Annotated in this window: 17 protein-coding genes; 11 read left to right on the top strand and 6 right to left on the bottom strand. The window is 43.0% G+C overall.

Translation table 11 applies throughout. The annotated features are described in order from the left end of the window. The first annotated feature begins 131 nt into the window (after nt 1-131). Entirely contained in the window at nt 132-1,502 is a 1,371-nt protein-coding gene (locus tag TH606_RS01345; protein WP_068540848.1) for a sensor histidine kinase, read from the top strand. Here TH606_RS01345 and TH606_RS01340 read toward each other — a convergent pair. The 3 genes from TH606_RS01340 to TH606_RS01330 all read right to left on the bottom strand — a co-directional run bounded on the left by TH606_RS01340 (nt 1,468) and on the right by TH606_RS01330 (nt 3,888). Beyond that, complete coding sequence (locus TH606_RS01340; RefSeq protein WP_068540846.1) at nt 1,468-2,592, bottom strand: M20/M25/M40 family metallo-hydrolase; 1,125 nt, start codon at nt 2,590-2,592, stop codon at nt 1,468-1,470. The two genes, TH606_RS01345 and TH606_RS01340, sit on opposite strands and share 35 nt — an antisense overlap. Before the next feature lie 2 nt (nt 2,593-2,594). Then, nucleotides 2,595-2,873 (bottom strand): acylphosphatase, encoded by a 279-nt coding sequence (locus TH606_RS01335; RefSeq protein WP_068540843.1) that lies wholly within the window; start codon nt 2,871-2,873, stop codon nt 2,595-2,597. Nucleotides 2,874-3,015: 142 nt separating this feature from the next. Beyond that, nucleotides 3,016-3,888, bottom strand: a complete 873-nt coding sequence (locus TH606_RS01330) for a transposase (protein ID WP_082863452.1) — start codon at nt 3,886-3,888, stop codon at nt 3,016-3,018. A gap of 129 nt (nt 3,889-4,017) precedes the next feature. Between TH606_RS01330 and TH606_RS01325 the strand changes: the two genes are divergently transcribed. Genes TH606_RS01325 through TH606_RS01315 form a run of 3 tightly spaced genes read left to right on the top strand, consistent with a single transcriptional unit; the run spans nt 4,018 to nt 8,459 of the window. Next, nucleotides 4,018-5,451, top strand: coding sequence for a DUF4139 domain-containing protein (locus tag TH606_RS01325; protein ID WP_068540839.1), 1,434 nt, complete (start codon nt 4,018-4,020; stop codon nt 5,449-5,451). Then, nucleotides 5,444-7,918, top strand: coding sequence for a UvrD-helicase domain-containing protein (locus TH606_RS01320; protein WP_068540837.1), 2,475 nt, complete (start codon nt 5,444-5,446; stop codon nt 7,916-7,918). The genes TH606_RS01325 and TH606_RS01320 overlap by 8 nt, the downstream gene beginning before the upstream one ends. Further along, nucleotides 7,908-8,459, top strand: a complete 552-nt coding sequence (locus TH606_RS01315; protein ID WP_068540835.1) for a PD-(D/E)XK nuclease family protein — start codon at nt 7,908-7,910, stop codon at nt 8,457-8,459. Before TH606_RS01320 ends, TH606_RS01315 begins: the two co-directional genes overlap by 11 nt. Here TH606_RS01315 and TH606_RS01310 read toward each other — a convergent pair. Together TH606_RS01310 and TH606_RS11290 are read right to left on the bottom strand one after the other, a co-directional pair. Next, on the bottom strand, nt 8,456-9,076 hold the full coding sequence (locus tag TH606_RS01310; protein ID WP_068540833.1) for a DedA family protein: 621 nt from the start codon (nt 9,074-9,076) through the stop codon (nt 8,456-8,458). The genes TH606_RS01315 and TH606_RS01310 overlap by 4 nt on opposite strands. Before the next feature lie 31 nt (nt 9,077-9,107). Next, nucleotides 9,108-9,326 carry an FmdB family zinc ribbon protein gene (locus tag TH606_RS11290; RefSeq protein WP_082863451.1) on the bottom strand — a complete coding sequence of 73 codons (219 nt, stop codon included), beginning with the start codon at nt 9,324-9,326 and terminating at the stop codon, nt 9,108-9,110. Between the two features lie 42 nt (nt 9,327-9,368). On the opposite strand from TH606_RS11290, the gene TH606_RS01305 reads away from it, so the two are divergent. The 7 genes from TH606_RS01305 (at nt 9,369) to TH606_RS01275 (ending at nt 19,080) form a co-directional block, all read left to right on the top strand. Continuing rightward, complete coding sequence (locus TH606_RS01305) at nt 9,369-9,845, top strand: DUF488 domain-containing protein (RefSeq protein WP_068540831.1); 477 nt, start codon at nt 9,369-9,371, stop codon at nt 9,843-9,845. 219 nt (nt 9,846-10,064) lie between these two features. Further along, a complete protein-coding gene (locus TH606_RS01300; protein WP_068540829.1) occupies nt 10,065-10,982 on the top strand; it encodes an HDOD domain-containing protein in 918 nt (305 codons plus the stop codon). Nucleotides 10,983-11,359: 377 nt separating this feature from the next. After that, nucleotides 11,360-12,853 carry a lysine--tRNA ligase gene (gene lysS, locus TH606_RS01295; RefSeq protein WP_068540827.1) on the top strand — a complete coding sequence of 498 codons (1,494 nt, stop codon included), beginning with the start codon at nt 11,360-11,362 and terminating at the stop codon, nt 12,851-12,853. Then, complete coding sequence (locus TH606_RS01290) at nt 12,850-14,124, top strand: lipoprotein-releasing ABC transporter permease subunit (protein ID WP_068540824.1); 1,275 nt, start codon at nt 12,850-12,852, stop codon at nt 14,122-14,124. Before lysS ends, TH606_RS01290 begins: the two co-directional genes overlap by 4 nt. Beyond that, nucleotides 14,117-14,839 (top strand): ABC transporter ATP-binding protein, encoded by a 723-nt coding sequence (locus TH606_RS01285; protein WP_068540822.1) that lies wholly within the window; start codon nt 14,117-14,119, stop codon nt 14,837-14,839. Before TH606_RS01290 ends, TH606_RS01285 begins: the two co-directional genes overlap by 8 nt. Next, nucleotides 14,809-17,463, top strand: a complete 2,655-nt coding sequence (bamA, locus tag TH606_RS01280) for an outer membrane protein assembly factor BamA (protein WP_082863450.1) — start codon at nt 14,809-14,811, stop codon at nt 17,461-17,463. The genes TH606_RS01285 and bamA overlap by 31 nt, the downstream gene beginning before the upstream one ends. A gap of 213 nt (nt 17,464-17,676) precedes the next feature. After that, on the top strand, nt 17,677-19,080 hold the full coding sequence (locus TH606_RS01275) for a FapA family protein (protein ID WP_068540820.1): 1,404 nt from the start codon (nt 17,677-17,679) through the stop codon (nt 19,078-19,080). On the opposite strand, the gene TH606_RS01270 is transcribed toward TH606_RS01275, so the two are convergent. Then, a complete protein-coding gene (locus TH606_RS01270; protein WP_068540817.1) occupies nt 19,064-19,378 on the bottom strand; it encodes a DUF190 domain-containing protein in 315 nt (104 codons plus the stop codon). The two genes, TH606_RS01275 and TH606_RS01270, sit on opposite strands and share 17 nt — an antisense overlap. Between the last annotated feature and the right edge of the window lie 3 nt (nt 19,379-19,381).

Genomic DNA, 19,381 nt, shown 5'->3' with positions numbered 1-19,381 from the left:
GCCTTGTTAAATGAAGACAATTTCATTCTCTCATAGTGGACATTTTTTCATCCTTTGTGGATCACTTTTTTCTTACGCTGTCATTGCGAGCGAAGCAATCTCAAACTCTATAAATTTTTCTGGGTCTTTTTATGTTTAAAAGGCTAATCATTGCTTATTTTTTTCTATTTCTTTTCATCAGCATTTACTTTGCTTATACTTCTATTTCTTTCACTTCCGAAATAATAGATGAGCTGGAAACTAAAAACACTAAAAAACTGGTTTATATTGTTTTAGACCAAAACAAAGAGTTAAATGATAAAGCCATATTAAGCCTAAAAAGAATTATAGGTGGTGAAGTTTTTTTATACAATAAACAGGGAAAATTATTGTTATCTTCTTTAGAAAAAGAAAACTTGCCATCTAATTTAAAGGTTCTTTCTAAAGAAGAAACTGAAAACTTGAAAAGAGGGCCTTTAGTAAAGAAAATAAATATAAACAATAAAAAATATCGTTTTATTCTCTTTGAAGCAAACCTTACTAAAGATATCTCTGCTTATTTTGGCATCCTTTTACCAACTACTACCGAAGAACAAATAAAAGAAAACTTAATATTCGGCTTAATTTACACTTCTTTTGCTGGTCTGGTATTTATGTTGGTGGTAAGCTGGATTTTTAGCCGCTCAATCACTCAGCCATTAGAAGAACTGGCTGAAGAAACCAAACAAATTGGCCGTGGAAAATGGAAAGAAATCCCTGAAAAAGGGCCTAGAGAAGTAAAAAGCCTGGCTCAAGCCTTAAATCAGATGGCAAAGGAACTAAAAGAATATCAGCAGCGTTTACTGGAAGCTGAAAGGCTATCCACCACCGCTCAACTTGCCGCGAGTATTGCACACGAAATCAAAAACCCTCTGACCAGCCTTAAGTTGGCTTCAGAAATTCTTTGCGAGCTCGCCAAAGATAATCCAATCCTTTATAAAAAGGCCCAAATGGTGCTGGCTGAGACGGAAAGACTTGAAAAAATCTTACAAAACATGCTGGCCAAGACAAAAAAAATAGAAGTAGTACGCCAGGTAGTTGATATTAATTCTCTGGTAAAAGAAGTAACCCAGATGGCCATTAACCAGTTCAAAGCCCGCAAGCAAAAGCTATTAGTTGAACTTACGGAAAAAAATTTAAAGGTATCCGCAGACCCTGAAAAAATAAAACAGGTGCTGTGGAACATTTTAAACAATGCCTGGGAGGCTACCCCTGAAGGAGGAGAAGTGTGGGTTCACACCGAACTTACAGACAAAGGCGCAGAAATTATCGTTGAAGATACAGGCCCTGGAATCCCTGAGGACAAAGTTAAAGACCTGTTTCGCCCTTTCTATTCAACCAAGCCTGGAGGCACGGGCCTGGGGCTGGCGGTAAGCCGCCAGATAATTCTTTTCCACGGAGGGGAGCTTCTCCTTGAAAACCGCCCGGAAGGCGGCGCCAGAGTGAGGATTATCCTGCCGCCTCTTTTAGAATCTCAAGAGTAAGACGAGCTGCCAGTAAAAATTCATCAAAAGGGAGATATTCTTCAGTAGAGTGCACCTTTTTCATACCTGTTCCCAGGATAACACAGGGGAAGCCGTTTTCGTTGAAAATATTCGCGTCAGAACCACCTCCAGTGGCACAAATGCGCAGTTTCTGACCTAGGTTTTCTGCCGCTTTGAGGGCTATTTTTATAGCCGGGTGGTCTTCGCTTACGTACATGAGGGGATAGTCTTTTATTTTCTCATAGTTAATTTTTGGCAAGTCTTTCTCTTTTTGGGGATAATCTTTAACCGCTCTATCAAAGTTTGAAAGAATATGCCCCCATTGAGCCTCAAGCTTTTCCCGGCTATGGCTCCTTACTTCTCCTTCAAGGACTACCTCTTCAGGAACAATATTGGTGGCTTTACCGCCCGTTATGGTGCCAATGTTGGCTGTAGTCTCTTCATCAATGCGGCCAAGGGGAATACCCGCAATAGCCTTAGAAGCAATTTTTATGGCGTTAATACCGGCTTCAGGATTAATACCAGCGTGGGCAGCCTTGCCCAAAACCTTGATGGTAAATCTTATGGCTTCTGGAGCTTTATTGATTAATTCAAGGGGATCTTCACTATCAAGGGCATAGCCAAAGGGAGCAGAAAGCAAACTATAGTCAAAATGTTTGGCGCCTAAAAGGCCTATTTCCTCACAGGTGGTAAAAACAAACTCAACAGGGATATCAAGCCTGTTTTCTTTTATCACGTGGGCTAGCTCAAGGAATATGGCAATGGCGCTTTTATCATCAGCTCCGCAAATGGTGCGACCATCGCTTTTAAAGACTCCGTTGGCAAAAATGATTTTGGGAGAATCTGTAGGTTCAACGGTGTCCATATGTGCGGCTAAAAAGACTTTGGCCTTAGCAGAAGGGTTGAGTTTAACTACAAGGTTACCTACTTCTGAGCCAGTATGAGGGGCAGAATCATCAAAAAGGCAGCTGGCTCCCAGGGTCTTAAACTTTTCCTGGAGATAACGGGCAACCGCTCCTTCACGCCGTGAAGGACTTTCTATGTGGGCCAGATCCAGAAAGAATTGCTTAAGCCTTTCCTGGTTTATCATAGCTAGTACCTTATTTCGAATTTATCAAACTCGCCGGTGTAAGGCTCTTCTATAACCTCTACTTTTTCCACGCGAGACATGGGAGAGCCTTTGTGGCACCACTTTATCATGGCCTCAATGGCCTCTTCGTCCCCTTCAAAAACCGCTTCCACCCGGCCATCAGGAAGGTTTCTAACCCAGCCTTTGAGGCCAAGTTTTTCAGCCTCTTCCTTGGTGTAAGCCCTGAACCAAACTCCCTGGACCAAACCTGAAATATAGACATGAACCCTCTTTTTGGCCACGGCTTACCTCCTTAGTACTGAAGTGTAAAAATTTTACTTCAACTTCAAGCATTCATAAAGATTTACAAATTTTCGGACAAGCATAACGCTTAATTAACTCTGGGTAAAACACTTTTCACTACTTGGTAAAAAATATTTAAAGCTACAAAATTAACATTTCTGCTATAGCCAAACTTTTTATTTTTCTACTTTTTTTTCGTTTGAACCCTAGGAACTCTTTTAATTTGACAGCTGCCTTATTCACAAACCCTTTACTTCCTATGGCCAGGCTCTCGGTAAAATATCTGACCCTTTGCCTGAAAATTTCGCCTGTCCCTATTTCTGGCTCTCCTAGCCCGCCCTTCCCGTAAACAAACTCCCGTAAAAGCTCAAGCCTTTCTTTTTCAGACTTGTTTTCCCAGCTGGTAAGCCCTAAATTAAGCGAAAGAAAATTTTTGCCTGTCCCTCTTCTTGACCCTCTTCTTGACCGATATCCCAGCGAGCACCAGCGATAGTCCTCTGGCTTACCCACTATCCCTGCCCGCACTGGGTTTAGTTCTATGTAAGCCAAACAATTAAGGAGCGCCTCACCAGTTTCAATGATTACGGACTTAAATCTGTCCGCCCAAAAGTAGCCCTTCCTCTCAACCCGCTTGTTGTACCAGCGAGAGAAGCGCTGTTTTACGTCTTGGATGTAGCGGGAAAGGTTACCAAGTCTAGCTCGCCACTTTTTGATTAGCTCTTCGTAGAAAAAAATTTTGCGTTTCTGGCCGTAATAGAGCTTTATACGGCGTTTCACTTCTTCGTCAGAGAACTGGTCTTCAGGGAGCATGCGGCAGAGTAGATGGAAGTGATTGCCCATGATGGCAAAGCCGTAAACTTCCACGAAATAGACCTGAGAGAGCCAGCGGATGAGGTTAAGGAGGTAGTCTTTTTCTTCAGGGCCAAGGACGTTGTGCCCGGGTAAAGCCGTGCGGGAGATGACGTGATAAGCCGCTTTTGGGTCGTTCATGAAGAAACGAGGGATACGTGGCATGCCGAAACCTCCTTTTAATAATTTTGCCTATTTTGCCTGTCCCTTTTATCGGACAGATTTTGGTGAGGCTTAAAAGTTTGCCTGTCCCACAAAATAGGTTATCCTCTTGCAAAGGATGGAGGATTTACTATGAAAAGGCTTATTCTTTCTCTTTGTTTTTTGTTGTTTTTGCTAATATTCTCCTGGCCGGCTCAGGCTAGAGTGAAAGAAATACAGTTTTACCAGCATGAAGTTCTTGTTTTAGAAGAGTTCCCTCTAAAAGCAGGAACAAATATTTTAATGTTAGCGCGAGAGGTCTCACCTAGAGAAATAAGTTTTAAAGCTTCAAGTGGAGTAAAAATCTTATCACTTTCCCTAGAAAGAGGTTCCAAAAAAGATCCTTTAACCCTTAAAATTCAAGAAATCAGAAAAAAACTTGAAACCCTTAATGAAGAGCTTCAAATCATAAATCAGGAAATAAGCCTTATTGAAGAAGCCCTTAAAGGAAAAAGAGAAGTCCCCTCTCCCCAGGTTTTTGAGAGGTACCACAAACAATGGAAAAACTTGACAACTAAAAAATTAAGCAAAGAAAAAGGAATAAAAGCCCTCAAAAAACGCCTTAAAGAACTGGAAAGCCAGATAATTTCTTTTAACACTTCGGTTTTAAAGGTTATTGCTGAAGGAGATGGTTTTTTAGAAGTGAGATATCCGGCCAGAAAACTTATCTCCTGGCAAGAAAGTTATGACTGCTTTCTAAACACTCGCTCCCGGGAATTAACCATTAAAGCTCAGGCTCTAATAACTCAAAAAAGTGGCCTCTCCTGGGAGAAAATAACCCTTGCCTTTTATCCCAGAGGAGAAACTTTCGCGGTGCTAAGTCCACCCCCTTTTTCTCCCTGGATAATAGACGATTTTCCTCCTCGCCCTAAACCTTTACTTCATAAAGCCGTTGAAGCCGTAAAAGACCTTAGTGCCGAAGTAAAAAGAGAAGAAGCCCCTGGTGGGGTGTGGGAAAGAATAATTATTCAGGGCATAAATTTACCTTCTGGAAGCCCCACCGCCGTAACCCTGGAAGAAGAAACATTAAAAACAGAGAAAATTCTTCTAGAAGTGCCTCTTTATGCAGTAAGCAAAGCCTTCTTCCGGGCAGACCTTATCCCTGACAAAAGTTTTCCTCGTTTAAAAGCAAGATTTTATCTAGACGATGCTCTGGTAGGTAAAGGAAACATCGGGCCCCTTAACCCCGGCATAAAGAGCCATCTTTATTTCGGCCAGGCCCCGCTCCTTGAGGTAAAACGGGAGGTCCTAAAAGACATCAAGGGAGATAGCCTTTTTGGTAAAAAAACCCGCTTGCGCGAGTTAAAAACCCAGCTAACAAATCATTACAAGCGCCCCTTTGAGATAGAAGTCATAGATAGAGTCCCTGTAAGCCGCAAAAAAGAAGTCAAAATCAAAGCTTATGCCAATCCGCCCTGGGCTGAAAAACATCCTGATGGTAAAGTAATATGGCGCTTCAAGCTTGCCCCTCAAGAAAGGCAGGAAATATTCTTTAAAATAGAAATCAAGCGCCCGAAAGATGAATAGTCCCTGCATCCTCAGGATAGAAGCTTCAGCCGGGGCTGGAAAAACTTACCGTTTAACCAGCCGATTCCTTGAACTTTTGGCTGAGCTTACGCCCAGTCCGGCCAGTTTGCGTTCCGTTGTAGCTATCACCTTCACCAACAAGGCAGCCGCCGAAATGAAAGAGCGCCTTATAAAGGCCTTAAAAAGTATTGCTCTCAAAACTCCTGAAGGAAAACTGCTCTCAAGTGATACAAACCTTTCACCTCAAGCGGCCCTAAAATGGCTTGAGGTTATTTTTGAAAATTTCAACGACCTTCAGGTGCGCACTATTGATTCCCTAATTTTTAGCATTTTGAAGGGAGTAGCCCTTGAGGCAGGCCTTAGGCCAGACCTTGAAGCCGAACTTAAAGAAGACGTGCTATTAAACAGGGCTTACGACCATCTGCTTCTTTCTCTACGGGAAGGCAAAAATGACATACAGGATATTTTTCGAGAGGTCTTGATAACTTTTCTGGAAATAGAAACACGAAGTGGCTTTAACCCCGAAAGATCTATCCGTAAAACCTTATTAGACCTCTTCCGCCACGAACTTAAAGGTAAAGCGCTGGCCAGAAACGAAAAAGACTATCTCCTTGAAGAGCTTGCCGAAAAAGTAAAAACTAAAGCCAGCCAATTTCTTGGAGCCGTTAACCAGGAAAATCTAACTTTCAGATATCCAACGTGGGAGTCTAAGTTCCTTGACCCCATAGAAAATTTTTACGCTACCCCTTTTCATAAAAATAGCGTGAAAGAATTGTTCAAAGGCCGTTTTATCCCTGAACACCTGGAGACACTATATCAGGACTTTAGAGAAAGCCTTGAAGAATATCTTTTGGCCAAAGCCATTGTAAGACTTATTCCCTATGCCCGCCTTTACGAAAAACTAAAAGAAGAACTTGAAAGGTTGCGCCGCCAGGAAGGGCTCATTCACGGCGGCGGCTGGATAGAAGTGGTGGAGAAATTCCTTCGGGAAGAAGGAGTTCCCCTTGTTTATTGCAAACTTGGTGCAAAATTCAGACACTTCCTGATAGATGAGTTTCAGGATACCAGCCAGCAACAATGGGCTGCTTTAAAGCCTTTAGTAGAAGAGGCCTTAAGCCAGGGGGGCACTTTGACCTACGTGGGCGATATAAAACAGGCCATTTATGTATGGCGAGGAGGAGACCCCAAGCTCTTCAACCTGGTGCCTCAGGAGCTTCCAGCAGAACTAATAGATGAACCTTTGCTCTATAACTGGCGGGCTAAAGAACAACTAGTAAGATTCAACAACCAGTTTTTCAAACTCCTGGCTAAAGAAAAACACGCCCAAAACATCGCCTTAAAAATGCTTCATCCTGAAGAAACGCGTAAACGAGGCGTGTTAGTCTGCCCGCATACCGAACAGTTATCCAGCTTTATTTGCAACACCTTTTCCCAGGTAGAGCAAAAACTTCCTGAAAAAAAGCCTGGTGGTATAGTAAAAATAATTTTTTATCAGGGAGACACCCGGGAAGCCCAGGAAGAAGCTTTAAAAGAAAAGCTAAAAGACATATTACAAAAAAAAGCCTCTCTCATTGGCCAGAAAAGTCTGGCTATCCTGGTACGCACTAATGACCAGGCTGAAGAAATGGCGGCCCTTCTTTTTGAAATGGGAGTTCCAGCGGTAACAGAAAATGCCCTGAGGCTCACCAGTTCTTCTGTGGTCAAGGCCTTGATTTCGCTACTTTCCTTTCTTGACTACCCTTATGATGAAGTAGCCCTGGCAGGCTTTTTAAGAAGCCCGGTTGCCCAGGGTTTTTTCCAGATCCCCAAAGAGTTCTGGCTTAAAGCTGGCCAAAAAGCCCCCTTAAAAAACCTTCTGGCCCAATACGACCCGGAAGCTTACCAGAAATATCTGGAGCCACTCCTGGCCAAAGCTGGTTTTCTCTCGCCTTACGATCTGGTGCGTGAGATAATGTTTACTTTCAAGATCTATGAACGCTTTCAAGCCGAAGAGGCCTTCTTGCATAGATTTCTTTCCCTGGTTCTTAGTTTTGAGCAGGAAGGAGCAGGGCTTTCGTCTTTCCTTGAAAAATGGGAAGAAAAGGCCCCAGAAGAACGTCTGGGGCTTCCAGAAGAGATCTCTGCCGTGCGTATCTTAACCATTCACGCAGCCAAAGGGCTTGAGTTTGATATTGTTTTTCTACCATTTATCCATTGGGAAATAAAAACCCCTAGATTAATCTCTCTTGAAGAAGGTAGCCTGGCTTACGCCCAGAAGCCCTATCCTGGACCTATAAAAGAAAAAGTTTTACGGGAACGGGCGGCTCAAGCCCTGGAAAATCTGAACCTTCTTTACGTGGCCTTTACCAGGGCTAAAGAAGAACTTTTCGTATTCGTTTCCGAAAAAAAGGCATCCAGAGAAAAGTTTGGCACAGGAGATATTGTAAGAGATTTCTTATACGAACTGGGGTTTCAAAATGCGTCTTAATCTTCGAGTGCGTCGCTATGACCTGGAATTATTGGGAGAACGCAGCCGAGAAATAAGTTACGGTAAAATTGCCCACCAAGCCCTTTATTTTCTGCCACCTTTGCCCAGGGATTACCAGCGTAAAGAGCTTTCGCAAGCAGTTAAACTGGCCCTTAAAAGGGCTCTCGCCCTTTTTGACCCACGCTTTAGAGAAGATTTTTGGGAAACAGAAAAGCGGCTTTCTAAAATACTAACAAAAGCCCTTCTACTTAAAGAGGTAAGATCCTATTTTGAAGAAGGAGTGGAAGTCTTCAAAGAAATTGAAGTGCACGACCAGAAAGGAAAACTGCACAGGATAGACCGCCTGGTCATAACAAGCCACGGCCCGGTGGTTATTGAGTATAAACTGGGCGGCCGCCGCCGCTCCCATGAAAAACAGGTAAGCTTATACCAAGAGATTCTTCGCTCTATTTTCGGAAAAAGGCCAAAGGGCTTTCTCTTTTACCTTGAGGAACCGGCCTTTTTAGACATAGACCATCTCAAACAAAGAGCCTTACTTTAACTACTACGGCGATAGCGACGCTTAAAAAATATATAAAGGGTCACCAGCATCAAAGAAAACAGTAGCAAAAGAGCTGAGCTACGATGAAGCCATTCCTTTAAGAGAGCCTCATTGGCTCCTACCAGGTAACCGGCAGCGGCGAGGATACACACCCATATCCCTGCTCCAAGACCGGTATAAAAAGAAAAAAGGGGCAAGTTCATACGGCCTAGCCCGGCAGGAAGACTTATGTACTGGCGCACGCCTGGAATCAAACGGCCCACAAAGGTGCTAATATGGCCGTGCTCGGCAAAAAATTTCTCCATACGCGCAAGGATATCTGGCGGGAGGAAGAAAAACTTGCCGTAACGCAGGATAAGGAGTTGAAGAGCAGGCCTTCCCAGACGCATAGCCAAAAAATAATTGAACCAGGCCCCCAAAAGACTTCCCAGAATGCCAGAAGCTATAACCAGCCAGATATTAAATTCCCCCTTGGCCGCCAGATACGCGGCCGGGGGGATAATTACCTCGCTTGGAAAAGGAAAAAATGACGACTCAAGGGCCATCAACAAAATAATTCCCGGATAGCCCAGTTGAGACGTGGTTTGCAAAATAAAAGAAACTATTTTTTCAAGCATTATTTGCTGCTACCTGCAGCCTGAGCTAGGCTCAGGAAAAGCCACCAAACCCACCGCAGGAGCTTCCACCACTAAAGCCTCCGCCAAAAGAAGGAGTGCCACTTACCCGACTACTAAAAGTAGAAACCAACTTGCTTACGTTCTTACTGCCACAACGTTTACACCTAACACTTTCTACATCACGGGATGAAAAGCACAAACTTTCAAAGATATGCCGACAATCTTTACAGACAAATTCATATATAGGCATATTTTCCTCCTGACAAAATTTATGTGGTAATAAAAATAAACCATGCCAGCTCAAAGACAAGAACCTAGCAAAAAACTAGCATATACCCTGGGCACTTCTACCCGCAGCTTGGAAGACTTCCTGGATATTCTTAAAAAATATGAAATTAAACAGGTAGTTGATGTTCGCTCTTTCCCTAAAAGCCGTCGTTTTCCCCATTTTAACCGTGAGAGCCTGTCTCATCATTTAATCCAACAAGGCATAAATTATGTATGGATGGGCCAAGAACTCGGAGGCTTTAGGAGCGGTGGCTATGAAAAATATATGCAAACCCCAAATTTTTCTGAAGGCCTTGAAAATCTTATAGTGCTTATTGAAAAGGCACCTACTGTTATAATTTGTGCGGAAAAGCTGCCCTGGCGTTGCCACCGGCGCTTTATAAGCCAAAAACTGGCTGATAAAGGTATCAAAGTCATTCATATTATTGAAAAAGGCCAAACCTGGCCTTCTCTCCAAAAGCTTATCCTCAAGATTTTATAAAAAGCCTTTTAAGAATTTTAACGTAAACGTCTGTTAACCACGAAAAGCAGCGGCGCGTTAAAAGTTTGCCTGTCCCTCTTCCTTCAAAGAACAACAGGCAACCAATTTTCAAAGGTCTTACGACTTCAGCTCTTTTTGAACTTTTGTAACGATTTCCGTAATAAAAATAATTTTAATGTTTACCCTCCCTTTGCCGATTTATTGGAAAGGGAGGGAAAAATGCCAGAAACACAGACCAAAAAATTAAACTCTCAAGAGGTTTCCTCTCAGTCCGAGGTTATAAATATGATAGCCTTACGCACTCCTCAAAATAAAATCCTTGAAGTTAAAAAACTTCCCACTTTGCCTGATATAGCCTACCGGTTGCTGGAACTCCTTTCAGGAGACCCAGATATTGCTGAACTAGAAGGCGTTATAAGATACGACCAGGCCATAACAGCCAAAATACTTTCCGTGGCCAATTCTGCCTATATTTCCAGCCAGAAAGAAATTACCACCCTTGACAGGGCTATCATGTTTTTAGGGGTGCGCGAGGTAAGTGAGATTGCTTTCAGTATTTGCGTATTTAGTGTGTTCAAGACTTTGAAAAACATTAAAAACTTTGACATTCACGAATTCTGGATTCACTCTATTGCCACGGGGATAACAGCCAGAGTTATTGCCCAGGCTATAGACGCGGAAGACGAAGAACTCTTTTTCACCCTGGGCCTTTTACATGATATCGGAAGGCTTGCCATACTCCATCTCTTTCCTGATGAGTACGAAGAAATACTTACTATTCAAGAAGAAAGCGGGAAAAATCTCCTTGCTATTGAGCTTGAAGCAGGGCTGGCTCATACCTGGATAGGGCGCTGGCTTTTGCAACGCTGGGAACTTCCAGAAAAATTTGTAAAAGTAGCTAGGTTCCACCATAATCCCTTTCACAAAGGGAAATTCCTTTTTGAACCAGCGGTAATTAAACTTGCAGACCTCACTGTCCATAACCTGAAACTGGCCGAATTGCCTGGTGCCCCTCAAGAAGACCCCTCTTCCCTGCTCCAAAAACTGAGAATTGAAGAAGAACTTTACCAGACGATTATAGACCACCTTCTTTTTGTGAAGAAAAGCATTAAAGAGGTCTGGAAACAAGCCATTTAGAAACTTCTGGCTTTTAAGGCCTCTAATATTTAAGAGCACAAAATGAATGACTATTTTATTTGAGACCTTTGCCAAAATTTTAATTAACTACCTGATCTTCCCTTAATACCCCCTGAGACTGCTTCGTCGCGCCTACGCACTCCTCGCAGTGACAAAAGAGAAAAGGCTCCTCGCAGTGACAATATGGAAGTCATTGCGAGCCATGTTCCCCTTCTCGTCATTGCAAGCCACGAAGCGGCGAAGCAATCTGAACCCGTGATGACGCTTTTTAAGTAAAAAATGCCCCCTTGAATAACACAATTTCACTTTGAGGCCTTTGCGAGATGTAATAAGGGCGTTATCTTTCGCTTCAACAAAAGTTAAGGGAGGTTTTTCGCGTGAGCGAAGAAAGCCAGGTATTAAAAGTCAGACGAGAGAAAGCCGAAGAGCTTGAATCCCAAGGGATCCCCCTTTTTCCTAATCAATTTAAGCCAGAAGACAGAGCTGGAGCCATAAAAGAAATTTTTGGGAACTACTCCCCAGAGGAGCTTGAAAAACTTGAAGCCACTTTTAAGGTGGCCGGCCGTCTCATGGCCCGCCGTGATTTCGGTAAAGCCATGTTCATTCACCTTCAGGATGAAACCGGCCGCATCCAGGCCTTTATAAAAAGAGACGAACTGGGGCCGGAAAAATTCAAGTTGTTCAAAAAATATTTTGACCTGGGAGACATTATCGGGGTAGAAGGCCCTCTTTTTAAAACTAAAACCGGTGAACTAACCATTCTTGCCAAAGAAGTAGTGCTGATAACCAAGGCCTTTAGACCTTTACCAGAAAAGTATCACGGCCTTCAGGACGTAGAGCTTCGTTATCGTCGCCGTTATCTGGACCTTATTATGAACGAGCGGGTGCGGGAGATTTTTCGCACGCGCACCCGGATAGTTGAATTTTTCCGCCGCTATTTTTCCTCACAGGGTTTCCTTGAGGTGGAAACGCCGATGATGCAACCTATTCCAGGCGGAGCTACCGCCAGGCCCTTTAAGACTTACCACCACGCCCTGGAAAGGGAACTTTATCTGCGTATAGCTCCTGAGCTTTACTTGAAACGCCTTCTGGTAGGAGGTTTTGAAAGGGTATTTGAACTCAATCGCAATTTCAGGAACGAGGGTATTTCCATTCAACACAACCCTGAATTTACTATGCTTGAATTTTACGAAGCCTACGCCACTTATGAAGACTTAATGACCCGAACAGAAGAAATATTTGTAAACCTTGCCCGTGAACTTAAAGGTGACACTAAAATAGTCTATCAGGGGAAGGAAATAGACTTTACCCCGCCCTGGCCGAGAATTCCCTTCAAACAGGCCCTTATTGAGATTGGAGGGGTAGCAGAAGAAATACTCAATGACCGTGAAAAAGTAATTACCTTTGCCAGGGAAAAGGAAATAAAAATTGACGAGCGGGAACCTGTCCTTGGTAAGCTCTGGGCCAAACTTTTTGATGCCCTGGTTGAGCCCCAACTAATTCAACCAACTTTTATAATTGCTTTTCCGGTGGATATTTCGCCTCTTGCCAGGCGTAATGAAAAAGACCCAACGGTGGCTGACCGCTTTGAACTCTTTATCGCCGGGCGTGAAATAGCTAATGCCTTCTCTGAACTTAACGACCCCCGTGACCAGCGAGCACGTTTTGAGGAGCAGATAAAACAGCGTCTTAAAGATGACCCTGAAATACACCCAGAAATTGACGAAGATTTTATTAGAGCCCTTGAATACGGTATGCCACCAGCTGCTGGGGAAGGCATCGGCATTGACCGAGTAGTCATGCTTTTTACAGATTCTCCTTCTATAAGAGAAGTTATCCTCTTTCCCCACTTAAGGCCTGAGCAGAAATGATAAGCCGTTTTGAATGGTATATCGCCTTTAGATATCTGCTTTCACGCAAAAAACACAGATTCACCTCTTTTATCTCGGGAATGGCCATCCTGGGAGTAACTATAGGTGTATGCGCCCTGATTGTGGTCATTTCGGTTATGTCTGGCTTCCAAAAGGAGTTGAGGGAAAAACTCCTCGGCATAAATGCTCACGTTATCGTCCAAAAAATGGGAGGCCCTATCACTAATTATGAAGAGGTAATGCGGGAAATAAAAGGCCTTCGCCTTAAAAAACAGGGGCTATCCTCCCTGTTTGATCGTCTGCGTGGGAAAGGAGAGGTCAGGGTTGAAGATGCCCTTCCCACGGTTGTTCTTCAAGGGCTTATTTCTTCAGGTGAAGGCCAGTCAGGCGTTGTTCTAAGGGGAGTGCCAGGCAAAGACGCCCAGCGTTTTTTCAATAAGGTAAAACTCCGGCAGGGAAGCTTTCTTGAGCTTGGAGAGGGAAGCAACAACATAATCATTGGTTGGCGGATGGCCAAAAATTTGGGTTTAACCAAAGGAGATAAGGTCACGGTGATACTCCCTCAGGGGCGGGCTACCATAGTGGGATTTCTTCCCCGGATAAAAACCCTTACCATTGCTGGCATCTTTGAAACCGGGCTATACGAGTTTGATTCTTCACTGGCCTTTATCCCTTTGACTCTTGCCCAAAGCCTGGCTGACATCAAAGGCGTTTCAAATATAGAAGTGCGCCTTTCTGACCCGTTTTACGCCGGAAAATTTTCCAAACTCTTAGCCGAAAAGCTTGGCTTTCCCTACTGGGTAATAGATTGGCGCACTATGAACGCCAGCCTATTCTCTGCACTAAAGCTTGAGAAGGCAGCCATGTTCGTTATTCTCACCCTCATAATCGTGGTAGCCGCTTTTAACATTGTGGCGGCGCTGATTATGCTGGTAGGCGAAAAAAAGGCAGACATAGCCATCTTAAAGGCGATTGGCGCCTCAGACCGTTCTATCCTGCAAATTTTCATGCTCACTGGTTTTTTACTGGGTGTAACAGGGATTATTCTGGGGGTTTTTTTCGGGCTTGCTCTTTGTTTCTTTATAGACCGCTATCCCATCATCAAACTTCCAGGAGACGTTTATTTTGTGGAAACCCTTCCAGTTCTGGTGGACTTTTTTGATATATCTCTTATTGCCATTTCAGCCATTATTTTAGCCCTTTTAGCCACGGTTTATCCTGCCCGCCAGGCCGCCAAACTACCTCCAGCTGAGGTTCTGCGTTATGGCTAAGACAGCCATAGAAGCCAAAAATTTAATTAAAGTTTATGGCTCTGGCCCCCAAAGAGTTGAAGTACTACAGGGAGCGAGTTTCAAAATCGCGGCTGGTGAAAAGGTGGCCATTGTAGGGGCTTCAGGTGTAGGAAAGACCACCCTGCTCCACATCCTGGGGACTCTTGACCGCCCTGACCAGGGCCAGGTTTTTCACTTTGGAGTAGATGTCTTTTCCCTTTCTGACAGAGAGCTTTCCCGTTTCAGAAACCAAAAACTTGGGTTTGTCTTTCAGTTTCATCATCTCTTGCCTGAATTCAATACCCTTGAAAATACCATGCTACCAGCTTTAATAGCCGGAAAGTCTGTAAAAGAAGCACGTAAAATGGCTGAAGAAATTCTTGAAAGAGTGGGACTTTCACATCGGCTCAACCACCGTATCGGCGAACTTTCTGGAGGAGAAAGGCAAAGGGTAGCTATTGCTCGGGCCCTGGTTCTAAACCCACCAGTGCTTTTAGCTGATGAGCCTACAGGGAACCTTGATGTCAAAACAGCCCAGGAAATAGTTAAACTTTTTTTGCGAATTAATCAGACTTATGCTACTACCTTGGTGGTGGTAACCCATAATCCAGAGTTAGCAACCCAGATGGACCGAGTTTTTGGCCTGAGTGCCGGAAAAATCATAGAATTATCAAAGGATGAACCATGGCCCTGGAACAAGCCTTCAAAAGAGTAGTCTTCTTCTTTCTTCTACTTCTTGGGGTTTGGAACTTAGCCGGCCTCAATAAAATATGGGCTCAAGAAAGAACGGTTGTTTTTCTACCTTTGAAAATAAATGCTCCTGAAAAGGATAAAGGCGAACTTTCTGTTATCAATCAGTTATTGTTGGCATCCCTTAAAAAGAGAAATTTCAAGGTAATTTCACCTAAAAAAACTCAACCATCACCAGCCATTTACTGTCAAAAAATTCCAGCCTTGGGGACTATTTACGGCTCTTTAACTTACCTGGGAGATAAGGCCAGCCTGGATTTAAAAGTTTATCTCTGCAAAGAGAAATATCCTCAGAACATTTATCTAACAGGAGCCAAAGAAGAACTGGAAAACCTGGCCCAAAAGGCGGCAAGCCTTTTGATAAAAGCCCTTGTCGGGCAACAAATAGTGGCGGAAGTAAAAATTAAAGGCAACGTGCGCATGGATGCCGACGCCATATATCCTGTTCTTTCTTTAAAGGCCGGTGACATCTTTGACCCGAAAAAAATCCGAGAAGACATAAAGAACATTTATAAACTTGGCTATTTTGACGACGTAAGAGCAGATGTAGAGCAGACCAAAGAGGGTTTAATTGTCACCTATATTTTACGTGAAAAGCCCGTAGTAAAGCGTATTGTTTACCAGGGTAATAAGGCCATCAAAACCAAAGAACTGCAAAAAATAACCGAGCTTAAACCTTATTCCATTCTTAATCTCCAAAAGATAGACGAAGCAGCTGAGAAGATAAAGCTCTTTTATAAAGAACAGGGCTTTTATGACACCAAGGTAGAACCTCTTGTTAAGATGCTAAACCCCAGAGAAGCAAGGGTAATCTTCAAGATCAAAGAAGGCAAAAAGGTCTATATCAAGAAAATAACCTTTGAAGGGAACAAAGCCTTTTCAGACAAAGACTTGAAAAAACTATTAGAGATAAGTGAAAAAGGAACTTTTTCCTGGCTCAAGAAGATTAAAACCTTTGTAACCGGCGGCATTCCACCGGGAGTTTATAGCTATGGAGGGCTTTACCGGAGCCTCGGAAAAATTGTCGCTTTTTATCAAAACCATGGCTACATAGACGTGAGAGTGGGAGAGCCCCAGGTTAAACGCAAAGGGGAGTGGGTTTATATCACTATTCCTGTGGAAGAAGGCCCGCGTTATACCGTAGGCCAGGTGGACATAGAACAAGACCTCTTTAAAAACAAAAATTTTATCATAGAAAAATTAGAACTACCGAAAGAAAAATACTTTAACCGCGAAGCCCTGCGGCGAGACATAATGAAAATCACTGACCTCTTTGCTGATAAAGGATACGCTTATGCCCGAGTTGAACCTAAGATTGAAAGAGACCCCAAAAAACACCAGGTAAACGTGGTATTTAAGGTAGATAAAGGCCCACTTGTTTATGTTAACCGTATAGAAATCACTGGAAATACCCGCACGAGAGACAAGGTCATCAGGAGAGAATTGCTGGTAGTGGAACAACGCCCTTTCAGTGCCACTAGGCTCAAAAAGAGCGAAAATCGTCTGAGACGCCTGGGGTACTTTGAAGACGTAAGCATAAGCACAGAAAAGGGCATAAAAGAAGACCAGATGGACATAAATGTAAAAGTAAAAGAGCAACCCACTGGTACTTTTAGTATTGGGGCCGGCTACTCTTCTACAGATAAACTTTTGTTTATGGCTGAAATTTCGCAGCGCAATTTTCTGGGTAAGGGGCAGACTTTATCTTTTCAGGGATATTTTGGCGCCAGGACTACGCGCTATAACCTCTCTTTTACAGACCCTTATTTTCGCGATACTAAATTTTCCCTGGGTTTAAACCTTTATGATTGGACCAGAGAATATGACGATTACACCCGTGAAAGCAAGGGTTTTGCTATAAAGATAGGTTATCTATGGAGGCCTGATATCCGTTTCCATTTAGCCTATCGTTATGATGACTCTAATCTTACTGACTACTATTATTATGCGTCTGAAATAATCAGAGAGTCAGCTGATATACATATCACCAGCTCCATTGAACTCGGAGTAACTAGAGACTCAAGAAACCACTTTTTTGACCCGACGAGGGGTTCTTTAACTTCTATTTTTTACGAACACGCTGGCGGCTTTTTAGGGGGCGACAGTGCTTACGAAAAGATAACCGCTACCTTTAGTTATTATCACCCTCTTTTCTGGGATGTAGTGGGGCACATAAGAGTAGGAGCAGGCTATGTTACCGAAGGAAGCGGTGGAAAACTCCCAGTTTTTGAAAAATTTTATCTTGGTGGCCTTGATTCAGTTAGAGGATACCGCTACGGAGACATAAGCCCTATTGACCCTGAAACCGGGGAGCGCATTGGTGGTGAACACATGTTTTTCGCCCAAACGGAGGCTATCTTCCCCTTAGTCAAAAGCATGGGGCTAAAGGGAGTAGTATTTTTTGACATGGGAAATGTTTGGGACCAGGAGACAGGTTACCGCTTCTCAGAAGTTAGAAAATCCGTAGGTTTTGGTATCAGGTGGCTATCGCCCATGGGACCATTACGCATTGAATGGGGCTTTAACATTGATACCCAGCCCGGAGAAGAAAAAAGCAACTGGAATTTCCGTATAGGCGGCGTTTTCTAACTTTTTAAGCCAACTTTTTAACCACCACCAGCAGCATTCACCAGTATTTCTCTGCTCTAGCTCTTCTTCTGTCTAATTTTGTCATTCCTGGATTTTAAAGAGGGACAGGCAAAAATTACAGAAAGAGGGACAGGCAAAATTTTCAGGCACCTAGTCATTTGGTTTATCCAGGCTTGTTTATCTTAAGCCTGCTTTAAACCGAAAAGAAAAATAATGAGTATTAATTCAGACTTTCCAAAAGAAGGGCTTCCAGTCCTAAACGGAGACTTTTTGCTCTATTTGAGCGAGGATCACCAGTGTGTCTATCTGGAAGCGGTAGTACCTAAACGGGATATAAGTTCAGATGAGTATCAAGAATTGCTAAATATTTTAAGAGAAAAAGGCGTTGTGTACGGCCTGCTTGAAAAACCTATCTGGAAGGGTGAAAGGTTAATCCTTGCTCACGGCAAACTTCCGCAGGAAGGAAAAGACGCCTCCCTTGAATGGCTGGTAAAGTTTGAGAAAGAAGATAAAAAAGAAAGCGAAGAACAGATTGATTACAGGGAACAAAAAGGGTTTTTTTGTGTTCGTAAGGGCCAGGAAATAGCGGTTAAAAAGCCCCCTATCCCGGGAATGCCCGGTGTTAACGTGTTTGGCAAGGAAATACCTGCTAGAAACGGCCAGGACATCACCGTTAAAACAAACGAATACGTAGGGTTTGAGCCCGAAAGCCAGACTTACTTCGCCAAAAGCAGTGGTCTTCTCAAAGTCTTCAATACACACATAGAAATTCATCCTGAATTTCACATTCACGGAGATATTGATTGGGATACAGGGAATATCCACTTTTACGGAAAAAAGTTAACTGTTTCAGGAGACATAAAGCGCGGCTTTAAGGTGCTGGTGGAAGGGGACCTTGAGGTAATGGGGAATGTGGAAGATGAAACCAGCCTAAAAGTTTACGGAAATCTTTTAATTGAAGGCCTGATCGTAGGTGAAAACATTAAAATTTTCTGCTCCGGACAGGCCAGGATAGGAGCAGTGGAGTACTCAACCCTGGAGATTAAAAAAGATTTAGTAATAATGGACTATATTTTAGGAGGAAAAGTAAAGGCAGGTGGCGATATTTTTGTAACCGAAGGCATCGGAAGTCTTATAGGTGGTGAAATTTGTGCACGTGGAAGTATTACAGCCCATGTCCTGGGGAGCCGGGCCAATATAGAAACTATTATCCATGCCGGATATGAAGAAGAATTGGATACTCAAATAAAAGAAACCCAGCAAAAACTGGCAAGCCTGGAAAAACAAAAAGCCTTTTTACGAAAAGCCCTTAAAAAGGGTATAAAGTTACTCAAACAAAAAAAGCTCCCTCAGGAACAAATCAACGAGCTTGAAAAACTAAAGTCATCTTTTGAAAATTTGCTTACCCTTGAGGAAAGTTACCGGGAAGAACTAAAAAGGCTTTACGACGAAGTCTTGCTCCTGGAAAAGAAGGCCGAAATAAAAGCCCTCGGGCATGTCTTTGTCGGGGTAAAAATCGTTATTGGTAAAGAAGCCCAAAAAATTACTGAAAATTTAAAAGCCGTCAAATTCAAACTGAGAAACGGCCAAATCAGCCTTTTTAAGGCCGATGAATAACTTGCACTTCACTTATGGTAATAAGGCCTTTATGTATAATTTTTTTAAGCTCTGGCAAAAGCCCTTCAATAACCTCTTCTTTTTCAATGATTTCTATTTTTAAGGGAAGGCCTGAGCTTGCCCGCAGTAAACTCACGGTGTGAATAACCTTATCATGCCCCCAGCCAAAAACTCCTTTAAAAACCGTAGCCCCTTCTATTCCTTTTTCCGTTAAAAAGGCCAAAACTTCCTTGTATAAAAGGCCATTTTCACCTTTTTCGTCTTCGTCAATATAAATTGAAAGAAGTTTGTAATTCATAGT

Source organism: Thermodesulfatator autotrophicus, from assembly GCF_001642325.1.
GTDB classification, from domain to species: domain Bacteria; phylum Desulfobacterota; class Thermodesulfobacteria; order Thermodesulfobacteriales; family Thermodesulfatatoraceae; genus Thermodesulfatator; species Thermodesulfatator autotrophicus.
This window is presented reverse-complemented; position numbering and strand designations above follow the sequence as displayed.

Coding starts and splice junctions, on each gene's coding strand:
- TH606_RS01315 (WP_068540835.1), top strand. CDS start 7,908: ATGCGTCTTAATCTTCGAGTGCGTCGCTATGACCTGGAATTATTGGGA.
- bamA (WP_082863450.1), top strand. CDS start 14,809: ATGGCCCTGGAACAAGCCTTCAAAAGAGTAGTCTTCTTCTTTCTTCTA.
- TH606_RS01340 (WP_068540846.1), bottom strand. CDS start 2,592: ATGATAAACCAGGAAAGGCTTAAGCAATTCTTTCTGGATCTGGCCCAC.
- TH606_RS01325 (WP_068540839.1), top strand. CDS start 4,018: ATGAAAAGGCTTATTCTTTCTCTTTGTTTTTTGTTGTTTTTGCTAATA.
- TH606_RS01330 (WP_082863452.1), bottom strand. CDS start 3,888: ATGCCACGTATCCCTCGTTTCTTCATGAACGACCCAAAAGCGGCTTAT.
- TH606_RS01310 (WP_068540833.1), bottom strand. CDS start 9,076: ATGCTTGAAAAAATAGTTTCTTTTATTTTGCAAACCACGTCTCAACTG.
- TH606_RS01275 (WP_068540820.1), top strand. CDS start 17,677: ATGAGTATTAATTCAGACTTTCCAAAAGAAGGGCTTCCAGTCCTAAAC.
- TH606_RS11290 (WP_082863451.1), bottom strand. CDS start 9,326: ATGCCTATATATGAATTTGTCTGTAAAGATTGTCGGCATATCTTTGAA.
- TH606_RS01290 (WP_068540824.1), top strand. CDS start 12,850: ATGATAAGCCGTTTTGAATGGTATATCGCCTTTAGATATCTGCTTTCA.
- TH606_RS01345 (WP_068540848.1), top strand. CDS start 132: ATGTTTAAAAGGCTAATCATTGCTTATTTTTTTCTATTTCTTTTCATC.
- TH606_RS01320 (WP_068540837.1), top strand. CDS start 5,444: ATGAATAGTCCCTGCATCCTCAGGATAGAAGCTTCAGCCGGGGCTGGA.
- TH606_RS01300 (WP_068540829.1), top strand. CDS start 10,065: ATGCCAGAAACACAGACCAAAAAATTAAACTCTCAAGAGGTTTCCTCT.
- TH606_RS01285 (WP_068540822.1), top strand. CDS start 14,117: ATGGCTAAGACAGCCATAGAAGCCAAAAATTTAATTAAAGTTTATGGC.
- TH606_RS01270 (WP_068540817.1), bottom strand. CDS start 19,378: ATGAATTACAAACTTCTTTCAATTTATATTGACGAAGACGAAAAAGGT.
- TH606_RS01305 (WP_068540831.1), top strand. CDS start 9,369: ATGCCAGCTCAAAGACAAGAACCTAGCAAAAAACTAGCATATACCCTG.